The 12080-nt window shown below is 40.7% G+C and carries 10 protein-coding genes; 9 read left to right on the top strand and 1 reads right to left on the bottom strand.

Going from position 1 to position 12080, the window contains the following annotated elements; all coding sequences use genetic code 11:
* Nucleotides 1-77 precede the first annotated feature (77 nt).
* Genes EKM80_RS02955 through EKM80_RS02935 form a run of 5 tightly spaced genes read left to right on the top strand, consistent with a single transcriptional unit; the run spans nucleotide 78 to nucleotide 5325 of the window.
* Nucleotides 78-1373, top strand: coding sequence for a Firmicu-CTERM sorting domain-containing protein (locus EKM80_RS02955; protein WP_125551632.1), 1296 nt, complete (start codon nucleotides 78-80; stop codon nucleotides 1371-1373).
* Nucleotides 1370-1993: an exosortase family protein XrtG gene (gene xrtG / locus EKM80_RS02950; RefSeq protein WP_125551631.1), complete on the top strand. Its 624-nt coding sequence runs from the start codon at nucleotides 1370-1372 to the stop codon at nucleotides 1991-1993. Before EKM80_RS02955 ends, xrtG begins: the two co-directional genes overlap by 4 nt.
* 6 nt (nucleotides 1994-1999) lie before the next feature.
* On the top strand, nucleotides 2000-3340 hold the full coding sequence (locus EKM80_RS02945) for a TIGR03111 family XrtG-associated glycosyltransferase (RefSeq protein WP_125551630.1): 1341 nt from the start codon (nucleotides 2000-2002) through the stop codon (nucleotides 3338-3340).
* 1 nt (nucleotide 3341) lies between these two features.
* Nucleotides 3342-3713, top strand: coding sequence for a 6-carboxytetrahydropterin synthase (locus EKM80_RS02940; protein WP_125551629.1), 372 nt, complete (start codon nucleotides 3342-3344; stop codon nucleotides 3711-3713).
* A 25-nt stretch (nucleotides 3714-3738) separates the two neighbouring features.
* The gene (locus EKM80_RS02935) at nucleotides 3739-5325 is read left to right on the top strand and encodes a TIGR03766 family XrtG-associated glycosyltransferase (protein ID WP_125551628.1); all 1587 of its coding nucleotides are present in this window, start codon (nucleotides 3739-3741) and stop codon (nucleotides 5323-5325) included.
* Here EKM80_RS02935 and EKM80_RS02930 read toward each other — a convergent pair.
* Nucleotides 5322-6014 carry a DUF1361 domain-containing protein gene (locus EKM80_RS02930; RefSeq protein WP_125551627.1) on the bottom strand — a complete coding sequence of 231 codons (693 nt, stop codon included), beginning with the start codon at nucleotides 6012-6014 and terminating at the stop codon, nucleotides 5322-5324. The genes EKM80_RS02935 and EKM80_RS02930 overlap by 4 nt on opposite strands.
* Nucleotides 6015-6350: 336 nt before the next feature.
* On the opposite strand from EKM80_RS02930, the gene cdaA reads away from it, so the two are divergent.
* The 4 genes from cdaA (at nucleotide 6351) to glmS (ending at nucleotide 11999) form a co-directional block, all read left to right on the top strand.
* A complete protein-coding gene (cdaA, locus tag EKM80_RS02925) occupies nucleotides 6351-7190 on the top strand; it encodes a diadenylate cyclase CdaA (protein ID WP_125551626.1) in 840 nt (279 codons plus the stop codon).
* Nucleotides 7187-8305 carry a CdaR family protein gene (locus EKM80_RS02920; RefSeq protein ID WP_125551625.1) on the top strand — a complete coding sequence of 373 codons (1119 nt, stop codon included), beginning with the start codon at nucleotides 7187-7189 and terminating at the stop codon, nucleotides 8303-8305. The genes cdaA and EKM80_RS02920 overlap by 4 nt, the downstream gene beginning before the upstream one ends.
* Before the next feature lie 81 nt (nucleotides 8306-8386).
* Nucleotides 8387-9745: a phosphoglucosamine mutase gene (gene glmM / locus EKM80_RS02915; protein ID WP_125551624.1), complete on the top strand. Its 1359-nt coding sequence runs from the start codon at nucleotides 8387-8389 to the stop codon at nucleotides 9743-9745.
* Nucleotides 9746-10184: 439 nt separating this feature from the next.
* On the top strand, nucleotides 10185-11999 hold the full coding sequence (gene glmS, locus EKM80_RS02910; protein ID WP_125551623.1) for a glutamine--fructose-6-phosphate transaminase (isomerizing): 1815 nt from the start codon (nucleotides 10185-10187) through the stop codon (nucleotides 11997-11999).
* Nucleotides 12000-12080 lie beyond the last annotated feature (81 nt).

Below are 12080 nucleotides of genomic sequence, written 5' to 3'. Positions count from 1 at the left end.
AATTCTGAGATCGGGCGATTTGTATTGAAAAACGGTTTATTATTAGGTGCTTACCTTGTGCCGGCACGTTGACGTTAATGACCAGTGCAGGGACTAATGTATCAGCGGCAACGACTAGTACAACTAATTGGAGCGGCATTAGTGGCACTAAATTCGGTTGGGATAGTACTGGTACAATTGCAGCAACCAATGATGGCACGACATTGTACTTTAAAGTTGAAACAGGAACTACTAATTGGGGAGCTGTTTCGCAGTATTATGTCAAAATTGGTAGCAAAACGTATTGTATTAATGTTTCGGGAAATTCGCTTACTGCTCAGGATACGACGGATAACTGGAAAAGTCTTGGCGTCGTTGGTAGTGCAACAACCGATTCAAAACATAATGTCACTGGGAGTATTACGTTAGCTAAACTTAATATTAAGCCAACAACCGCAGCACAAACAATTACTTTTTCAGGCGATGGCATTGGTTCGACAACAACACAAATTGCTGCGTCAACCACTGATACTAACGCAGCAACCACTGATTCATCGACGACTGATGCTGCAAGTAGTAGCTCGGCTAACAGCACTAGTTCTAGCGCAGTAAGTAACTCTAGTTCGAGTGTTACTAGCAGTTCAAGTTCTAGTGAAAATGCAGCTAGTCAGGCATTGGCTGGTTCTAGCAGTGATCAAGCTACAGTTAGCACAAGTCAGGCCAACAACAATAATACTTCGGGTGATTTAGGTATCACCATTAACGGTAATTTTAGTGACTGGGCTGATAAGACTAAGTCAGCCATGACTGAATCTGGTGATAGCGACAACGTTAAGCAAGTAGCTTTATTAGCTGATGATAATAATGTTTATTTCTATGTTTCAATGGAACCTAAGCTACAAGGTGGTTATACTAATTTCCAGCCTAGTGGGTACGTGCTGAACGTTGGTGGTAAGGAATATTCGATTACATTGAACGGTGGTCAAACGGTTAATCTTGCTACTGGGGCGCATCAAGCAGTTAAAGTCAATATTTACAGTGGCGCTAATGGTGTTGACAATAATACTAGTGGGCAAGCAGATGTCATGAAACATCAGATTACGCAAGCAGAATATGTTAATGGCGTTAAAAAGGATGTCACCAGCGATGCTTATATGGTCGAATGTTCAATTCCATTGTCGGCCTTAAAGGGTATTTCTAATACAACGGATCAGACAATCACTTTAGCTAACCCTAATCTCTATACAGGCACAGTTGAAACAACTGGTGGTAGTACTGGCCCAGTAGTCTTAGCTGGCACTGGTTTTGCCATTGCCTTGTTATCAGTAGTCAAATTATCTGGTAAAAAGCGCAAAAAGTTGCAGTTAAATCAAGCAACTAGGGGAACTAAATGAGCGTTTATTTGTTGATTGGTATCGTGATTTGGCTATATGCTTTATCCATTTTAAAAAGAGCTCAGCTTTCAGCCTTTCATTTTATTGTTGGAAGTGGTGGGCTCTTTTTTATATTAATCGCTTTAAGTGATCCATATTGGGTCTGGTTTTTCACTCATGCGGTTATTAATGGGATCCGCTGGTTTGGTGCTCTGACTGGGATGAGTTCGGTGATGAACAAATACGGTTTGGTCAGTATCGTTAATCCAACGGCGCCAGTCACAATGGCAATCGACTATGAATGCTCAGGCATCATTGAAACGACAGCTTTTATTAGCTTAGTCATATTTTTACCGCTATATAATAAATTTGAGCGGGTCTTTTTCTCAGTGTTAGGGACATTATGGATTTATGTGGCTAACGTTATTCGCTTAGCTTCGGTGATCGTGATCGTGCATTTTGGCGGCGGTAATTTGTTTTTCATTGCCCATTCAATTGTTGGGCGACTAGTCTTTTATGTGTTAGTTATTATTTTATACTACGATGTGTTTACCTATTCACAACTCTCGCAAGGTCTGTATCGTGGCTTTAAAAACAGAATACAACGATTAAAGCAACGAATCAGGTCAACGAAGGGATGATTCATTATGTTTTATTGGCTAAGTTTAACGCTTTTTAAAATGGGGTTTTGGTTGACTTGGGCATTAATTCCAATCGTGGTAGAGATCGTACCTGCTTTTGTTTCAGGGATTCAATTATTGATCAAAACGCTGCATAAAAAGCAGCTGGAAATGCCGGATAAAATGCCTTTTATTTCTTTAATGGTACCGGTCTATAATTCCGAAGAAACCTTATTTAACTGCATCCGTTCAATTCATGATTCGACTTACCCTACTGAATTGGTGCAAGTGATTTTAGCCGATAATCAAAGTACTGATGATAGTTTTGGTGCTTTTGCTCATGCGCAAAACGAGTTTTCTGATATGAACATGCAGCTTATCCATACTGAGCGCGGCAAGGCGTCAGCGTTAAATGCTGCCATTTATGCTAGTATTGGTACCTATATTATCAATATTGATAGTGATGGTACGCTAGAAAAGCATGCATTAATGAACATGGTGTTAGAGTTTGAAAATGATTATGATATGGCGGCATTAACCGGAACTGTTTTACCTAAACGGACACTGATCAAAGCCAAAAAATCGTGGCATTTAAAATTATTGCAACATAACGAATATTTTGAATACGCGCAAGCTTTTTTATCCGGCCGGACGATCGAGTCAAAAAATAATCAACTTTTTACTATGTCAGGTGCCTTTTCTGCCTTTCGTAAAGAAGCACTATTAAACACCTTCATGTACAACACGGGGACAATTGGGGAGGACACAGATATGACCTTCCAGATCCGGGATAAGTTAAAGCGCAAAGTGGCAATTTGCCCGTCGGCGATTTTCTATATTGAACCGATTCCTAGTTTAGGCAATTTATACACACAACGACAACGTTGGCAACGTGGTGAAATTGAGGTTTTGCACTCACATACGCAAAATATTTCACTTCGTAACTTTTTTAAGGACTTTCTCATTCGGCGGATGATGATCGATCATACGTTTTTATTTCCTAAAATGATCTGGATGTTTGCCAGTATTGCATTATTGTTTTTCCGTTACTCACCGCTTATGATGGGAATGTCGTATGTAGCCATCTATCTGTTATATATTTTAGTTAGTTTATTGAACTTTGTCTGTGTGCGGTTACTGTTACATGACTTTCCTGAAGAAAATAAATTTTATGGTCATCAGTGGTGGGTTGTGTTTACGCAACCAATCTACAACTTTATCTGTTCATTTATTCGTTTAGTTGGGACGATCAATGGGATGACTGAAGTTTCACAGTGGAATTCGGAACGCTTTAACAAGGAAGCGGACAGTGTCGGTTCGGTGATCAGTAATGACTTTAAAAATTTAAAGAAACGGCGAGGTAAGTAAGTTGGTCTTAGTACACACCTATAAAATTAAATCTTATGTTAATGCTAGTCATGCCATGCGTTGGGAATCTGGCGAAGGTAAACAGCACACCCATACTTGGGAAATTATTTGCGAAATCAAAAGTAAAAATGACGAAATGATTGTTTTTCGTGATATTGAACAGGCTATCAGCGATGTATTGGATAGTTTTTCTGGTAAATTTTTGAATAAGCTACCTTACTTCAAAGAAATTAATCCAACAGTGGAAAATGTGACAATTTGGCTATTTAACTTGATCACACCAGAGATGGAACGTTTGTCGGCCCGCTTGAATCGCATTGAAGTTGGTGAGTCACCTACGCGGTCGTATTGTATTACAGCTGAAGATGATTAATTATTTTCTGTAAAGAGGAGGTCACATGACAACTAAATTATTTAAGTTTGGTGACAGAGCTTTAATTCATTTGTTTAACGGCTTCTTTTTTTTGACGTTATTGTTTGCCATCACTTCGCCTAATATTATTTTAGGTGATAATAAAATTACTGGCGCCGGAACAACCTTGTTTACCACTTGGTTATTGATTACTGTTGTAGCAGTTGTTGTGTGTGTACTGACTTATCCACAATTTAAACAATGGTGGTATCAGGTGTTTATTGTTCAGAAATTGCGCACAGGGGTATTAATATTAGGTGCGGTCGTGTTATGGCAGCTTATTTTTGTACTTAATGTGCATCCACCGATTGGTTTTGACGTTGGGGCAATTCATCAGGCATTGACGGATACGACTAGTCCAGATATTAAAGCTTATTTTAGTTTGAATTATAATAATATGCCGATTTTATTGGCACAACTTATTTTAAGCCAGGTGTTTGCCACAAAAACATGGTTATTTTTCGACTTAGTCACGGTGGTTTTGGTGGATTTATCGGCTTTGCTCAATATTCTCAGTATCCGAGTTTTGGCGCGGAAAAAAGTGGCTGCTGCGCTGTATATTCATGCGTTATGGTTGCTCATTTTTCCAATGATCATCGTACCGTATACTGATACGTGGGTATTACCTTTCGTATCGGGTTACTTGTTGTGTTACATTGTGTTAGCACATAGTCAATGCAAATGGCCATTGAAGCTAGTGGCGGCTATTGGTTTTGGAATTACAATTGTTGGTGCTTACTTTATGAAGCCATCTGCAGTCGTTGGTGTGGTCGCAATTATTTTAGTTGAATTACTCTATTTGTTGAAAAAAAAGCCAGTAAATTGGTCAGCAATGTTGGGTTTAGTGGGTAGCAGTATCTTAGTGGCTGGCGGTACTTACGTTGTGACCAACCATGCAATTAGTCAACAAACGCATATTCAGGTCAATACTGCGCGCGAGATACCGGCAATTCACTTTATTGGGATGGGTGTTTCTGGCGATGGCGGTTATAATCCTAAGGATGCATTAAAAATGGCCGAGCTGCCTACAAAACAGGGACGAATCAACTATTCCAAAAAGGTCTGGTTGCAGCGCTTGCGGCAAAAAGGTGTCGGCGGTTATCTGATATTCTTAATTAAAAAGCAGCGAAATGATACGGCGGATGGTTCTTTTGCTTGGGTTAAAGAAGGTCACTTTATTAATCAAGCGCCAAAGCCGCATGGAAAGGGCTTTGCTGGCCAGCTACAGCAATTTGTTTACTTGTATGGCACACATTTAGGTGATTTAAGATTTATCGCGCAGGCGTGGTGGATTATTTGGCTGATCTTAATTGCCTTTGGTTGGCGCCAACGGACTAAAATAGCGCAAGTATTGCGCTTAATGATTATCGGTGGCTTCATGTACTTACTATTATTTGAAGGCGGTCGGAGCCGTTATCTGATACAGTTTTTACCAGCATATTTAATTCTGGCCGCATTAGTTTATTCTGATTCATTTGCGTTTTTTAAACGCGTTTACCGTTGGCTTAATGCCATACCTAGTCGCCATCAAATACAGGCACAAACAGACAAAAAAGCAAACACCCAAGTTTAGTCCTTAGGCGGTTGCTTTTTTTCTAGTTCTAGTGCATTGGGTGTGGTTTGCTTGAATAGTTGTAAGCAAACATAGGCAATCAGCTGAATTAAAGTCATTAAGAAAACAAAAATCAGCATGCGTGGGTCCCACATTTCTAGAAGTGGTTTGATAAATTTAGTTGGTTCGAGGATAATGTAGATCGAATGTAACCGTAGAAAACGGCCGATAAAAATACCAACGGAAGTCAGTGTTGTCAGTAAAATAACCAACCCACTTTTAACCACGGTTGTATCTGGTATTTTCAAACGAACGATCACTGCTTGGATGGTATGTTCCATGCTCCAAAAGCCGAGCAGTGTGCAACTTAGGGCGGCGACAACTAAATTAGCGTAAGCCAGCCACATACGCAAACTGAAGCGAATCAAGCCAGTTGCTGGATCATACGGTTTTAGTAAAGATAGATGGAACAAATCGGTGAGTAGATAAGGCGCATTGGGATAAAAGAGTAGCCATAGCACCACTAAGATCCAGAAGAAAATGGCTGATTTAGGTCTGATCTGATCGTAGTGAAAGGCGATTTCAATTGGAATATAGCCAAGAAACGCATTAAGCAGGATGAAGCGAAACGGTGAAACCGCAAAAAAGTACAGATACAGAAAAAATAAAATAAAGGCACCGCGGACAAACCACCGGTAGCGTTGCGCCATAAAATCACCTCCGTAAACAAATTCTAATTCCATTCTACCAAATTTTACGGGTGGTCGCTGTTAATTGGACTCAATTTAAGGTATTGCTAAACGTTTAATTAGCAATGCCTAATCACGTTATGCTAGTCGTAAAAATAATAAGCCACTTACACAAAATGAATAGCGCTTATAGTTGTGGCAAAAATGATACGCTTAAAAATAAACCAGAGCGAAAAGTGCTAAATTTAAATATAGTTAGCTGACCGACTTCTTTTTGCAGCGCACAATAATTGGTCACCACAAACTAGCTGTTCGTGCTATAATTATACGCGAGTTTACAAAAATGGAGGTACACGCATGTCTTTAAATTGGAGTGACTTGCTGACCTGGGGCAATTTCGTCAACGTACTAGATATTTTGGTCGTTTGGTATTTTGTTTACAAGCTGATCATGCTGGTTCGCGGCACCAAGGCTGTCCAATTGCTTAAAGGGATCGTCGTCATCGTCGTCATCAAATTGATCAGCTGGGGTATTGGTCTGCGTACAGTATCGTACATTATGGATCAGGTCATCAACTGGGGCGTGATCGCCATTGTCATCATTTTTCAGCCGGAGATTCGCCGTGGGTTAGAGCATCTAGGGCGTGGTTCTATTTTTACGCGTAATCGTAATCAGAATGAAAAAGAAAACCAGATGATTGCTGCCTTAGACAAAGCAATTCAATATATGTCAAAGCGTCGAATTGGGGCCTTGATCACTATTCAAATGAATACAGGGCTTGAAGATTATATTGAAACTGGGATCGATTTAAATGCCGATGTGACCGGTGAATTATTGATCAATATTTTTATTCCTAATACACCACTACATGATGGGGCGGTGATTATTCAAGACGGCAAAATTGCTGTTGCCGCCGCTTACTTACCACTTTCGGAAAGTAATTTGATTCCGAAAGAATATGGCACGCGGCATCGGGCAGCGGTCGGTATTAGTGAAGTGACCGATGCACTAACCATCGTAGTATCCGAAGAAACTGGTGGCGTCATGATTACCCGCAATAGCGAAATGTTGCAGGAACTGACCCAAGAAGATTATTTGAAATATTTACGGCGTGCCCTAGTTCAGCCAGAAGTACCACAACGCAATGGCCTTCAAGAATTTATTGATGGCTTCGTTAAAGGGGGTACGCGCAAATGAATGGGTTCAATAAGTTTCTTAATAGCCCACTAGTTTACCGAATTTTGGCGCTAATTTTTGCGATAATGTTATTTGGATATGTCAACGTTGATCGCATTAATTCAACTCGTCAAGCCACCAGCAGCAGTACAACTATGTTAGCTAATAAAAGCCGGACCCTAAATGTACCGTTGCAGATCAATGCGAATACGGATAAATACTTTATTACCGGCTATCCAGAAAAGGTGAAGGTCAATATTGAAGGACCTAGTGCCTTAGTCACGGCTACTGCTAATACACAAAATTTTAAAATTATGGCTAATTTGGAAAAGTTAGGCGTGGGCAAACATACAGTCCGTTTAACTGAAGAAGGCCTGAATAAAGAGTTGGGCTACCGAATAGTGCCTAGTAGAATCAAGGTCAATATTCAAACGCGCGCGACAAAACGTTTTCCAATTCAGGTTAAGTTTAATAAAGCTAACTTAGCACAGGGTTACACTAGTGGTGATCCTGAATTGAGTCAAGCAACGACAGTGGTCACTGGTTCTAAGGCAGAAATTAATGCAATTGAGTCTGTAGTGGCCAATGTGAACACTGAAAATAATATTACTGCGGATGTCACTCAGCAAACAGCGTTACAAGCGCTTGATCAAAAGGGTAACACCGTTAATGCTCTGCTGGACCCAACGACAGTTAAGGTGACGATTCCAGTAATGCGACCTACCAAGAAGGTTCCAATTAGTTTGAAACAAACTGGTGAGGGCGATGATGATAAGACCTATAGTCTGTCAACTGATGTGAACAATGTGACCTTAACCGGATCACAAGCCAGCCTAGATAAAATTTCAACGTTAAATTTGAATGTCTCAATTGCTGACGTTACCAAAACAACTACTAAAACAATTACCGTACCAACCAGCAATGGGGTGCAAGCTAATCCTAGTACAGTAAGCGTAAAGATCACTGTTAGTGATGCGGAAGCGGAATCGACAGCATCATCTAGTAGCGCGACTAGTTCAACCGCAACGAGCACTGAAAAAGATAGTAGTGATAGTTCGAGTAGTGCCAGTGCCAGCGGTAGTTCAAGTAGTGCGAGCAATAGTGAAAACTCAACAAGTTCATCAAGCAGTGAATAGCGTAAGCATGGATCAAAAGCCAAGTTAAAACAAACGCTAATTGAAAGAATATATTTAAAATACGAAATGAGGAATTCAAACATGGGTAAATACTTTGGAACAGATGGTGTTCGTGGTGTGGCTAATCAGGAATTAACTCCTGAACTAGCCTTTCGCGTCGGCCGGACTGGCGGCTATGTTTTAGCCAAAGCACAAGCTGATCAAGATAAGAAGCCGCTGGTTTTAGTTTCTCGCGATACGCGGATCTCTGGTCAATTATTACAACAAGCACTGATTTCTGGCCTGCTATCTGTCGGTATAGAAGTGTTGGATCTAGGCATCATTTCCACGCCGGCGGTCGCTTATTTAACACGGATTCAAGGCGCGGCAGCAGGTGTGCAGATCACGGCATCGCATAACCCGGCTGAATATAACGGTATCAAGTTCTTTGGTCCTGACGGCTTTAAGCTATTGGATGAACAAGAAGATGAAATTGAGGCTTTGCTGGATGCACCTGAGGATAAATTACCCCGGCCAGCAACTGATGGGTTAGGCACATTAGCTGATTATCCAGAAGGCATGTTAAAATACACGCAATTTTTGGAACAAACCTTACAAGATGATCTATCAGGAATGAATGTCGTCTTAGATGCTGCAAATGGTGCGACTTCAGGAATCGTAACCCGTTTATTTGCTGACTTAGAAACTGAATTTACTACGATCGCAACTAAGCCTAATGGGGTGAACATTAATGACGGTGTTGGCTCAACTCATCCTGAAAAATTAGCTGCGGCCGTAGTTGAACAACAAGCCCAAGTTGGACTTGCTTTTGACGGTGACGGCGACCGCTGTATTGCGGTTGATGAACTGGGTAATATTGTTGACGGCGATAAGATCATGTTCATTCTCGGTCAATATTTTGCTAGTCACGGCCGCTTGAAGCAGGATACGGTGGTCACAACGGTTATGAGTAATCTTGGCTTGTACAAGGCACTGGCAGCCGCAAATCTAACATCGAAACAGACTAAGGTCGGTGACCGTTATGTGGTTGAAGAAATGCGCGACAAGGGCTATAACTTAGGTGGCGAACAATCAGGTCACGTTGTATTATTTGATTACAATACAACGGGTGACGGCTTATTAACGGGTATTCAATTACTGAATGTGATGAAACAAACTGGAAAACCTTTATCTGAATTGGCAGCGCCTGTTAAAACCTATCCACAACGCCTAGTTAATATCAAGGTAGTCGATAAAAAACAAGCATTGGCTGATCCAGAAATCAAGTCAGTCATCGACACCGTCGAAAAAGAAATGAACGGTGATGGTCGTGTTTTGGTTCGCCCAAGCGGAACTGAACCACTATTACGTGTAATGGCCGAAGCAGCCACACAGGAAAAAGTCGATCAATATGTTGAGCGTATCGCAACCGTTGTGCGCGAACGAGTTGGACTTAATTAGCCACCAAAAAGTAGATCAATGAGTCAATTCTTGATACAAGTCTGCTTGCACCAATGCTGTGATATTTTTAAATTTAGTTAGCGAAAAAAGCCAAGGATAATCCTTGACTTTTTTATTTACACATGAATCATACCAATAATTAATTTTTTTAAAAATAGTTAGTGAATTAATTGACAATCCTTGTTTAATCAGCTATATTTATACCTGTTTCCAAGAACAATATGTAGAAAGAAGTATATACCAATTTTTAAAACGGAATAGCGCCTGGGCCACAAATTGTGGTTGACGAGGATGGAGTTTATCGATAATCGGCGGGTGACTCCAGGGTCTGCACTCTACAGAACGTCTGTTAAAAACAAGTGTGAGCTTGCAATAGAGCAGCGTTTACGCAGTTGGAAACATATACTAACTAAACTTAATCGAGAGAAGGATGTTGTATATGTGTGGAATTGTTGGTGTCATCGGTAAAGAAAATACGGTCGATATTTTATTAAACGGCCTTAAAAAATTAGAGTACCGCGGTTATGATTCAGCTGGCGTTTACGTTAATGATCAAAATGGTCATGACTATTTAGTTAAGACTAAAGGCCGGATCGCTGCATTAGAAGCAAAAATTGGTTCAGAAGTTGCTGGAACCATGGGAATTGGCCATACACGTTGGGCCACACATGGTGTGCCAAGCGACTCCAATGCGCATCCACATATTTCTGCTGATGGTCGTTTCTATTTGGTTCATAACGGCGTCATCAATAACTTTGCTGAATTACGTGACCAATATTTAGCTGACGTTGAGCTCGTTAGCCAAACCGATACTGAAGTTGTGGTGCAATTGATTGCTCATTTTGCAACAACTGAAAATTTATCTGGTAAAGAAGCTTTTCGTAAAACGTTGACGTTACTCGACGGTTCATATGCTTTCTTATTGGTTGATCGGACACAAGCTGATAAATTATATGTGGCTAAGAACAAGAGCCCGTTATTAGTCGGTGTTGGTGATGGCTTCAACGTCGTATGCTCTGACGCTATGGCAATGTTAGCCGAAACTAAAGACTTTATCGAATTACATGATGGTGAAATGGTAACAGTCACTAAAGACAATATTGCCATTGAAACTATTGCTGGCGAAGCCGTTAGTCGTGCATCATACCATGTTGATATGGATGCTAGTGATACCGAAAAAGGACCATTTCCATTTTACATGTTAAAAGAAATTAACGAACAACCAGCTGTTTTACGGCGTTTAGCCCAAGATTATTTGGATGAAGCAGGCAAGCCAGTGATCGCTGCTGATTTGTTAAATGCCTTAGATCAAGCTGATCGGTTATATATTTTAGCTGCTGGCACTAGTTACAATGCTGGCTTAGCCGCTAAATCAGTTTTTGAAAACTTAGCCGACATCCCAGTTGAAGTTGGTTTGGCCAGTGAATTTGGTTACAATACACCATTATTGTCGAAGAAACCCTTCTTCCTATTCTTATCGCAAAGTGGTGAGACTGCTGATAGCCGCCAAGTCTTAGTCAAAGTCAATGAATGGGGTTACCCAAGTTTGACCATGACCAATGCGCAGGGTTCAACGTTGTCACGTGAAGCAACTTACACGTTGTTACTAAATGCCGGTCCAGAAATTGCTGTTGCTTCAACTAAAGCTTATACAGCACAAATTGCATTGCAAACGATTTTGGCCAAAGCATTAGGTGAAAAGCGTGGCGTTAAGGCAGCACAAGACTTCGATGCACGCACGCAATTAGGCTTAGTTGCTAATGGGATGCAAACAATTATTGACGAAAAAGATTTCATCAATCAATTGGCGCAAAACTATTTGGCAACAACACGTAATGCCTTTTATATTGGCCGTGGCTATGATTACGCAGTTTCTTTGGAAGCTGCCTTGAAATTAAAAGAAATTTCTTACGTGCAGGCGGAAGGTTTTGCTGGTGCTGAATTGAAACATGGCACAATTTCTTTGATTGAGGACGGTACACCAGTCATGGCGATCATTACGGACAAACGTGTGGCTAGCCATACTCGCGGTAACGTGCAAGAAGTTCGGGCACGTGGCGCACATGTTTTTACCATCGCTATGGAAAATGTTGCCGATAAGGACGATAACATTATTTTAGATAATATTGATCCATTGATTTCGCCGTTGTTAAGTGTTGTGCCCGCACAATTATTGGCGTACTACACCAGCTTAAATCGCGGTTATGATGTGGATAAACCACGTAACTTAGCTAAGGCAGTTACGGTTGAATAATTAGTTGTAAAAAATCGTGCCTATAAGGTGCGATTTTTTTATGGCCTAAATTTTTGCTGAATCGTTGAGCCGCCGGTATAA

Origin of the sequence: Loigolactobacillus jiayinensis (genome assembly GCF_003946445.1) — a bacterium.
Lineage (GTDB): Bacteria > Bacillota > Bacilli > Lactobacillales > Lactobacillaceae > Loigolactobacillus > Loigolactobacillus jiayinensis.
This window is presented reverse-complemented; position numbering and strand designations above follow the sequence as displayed.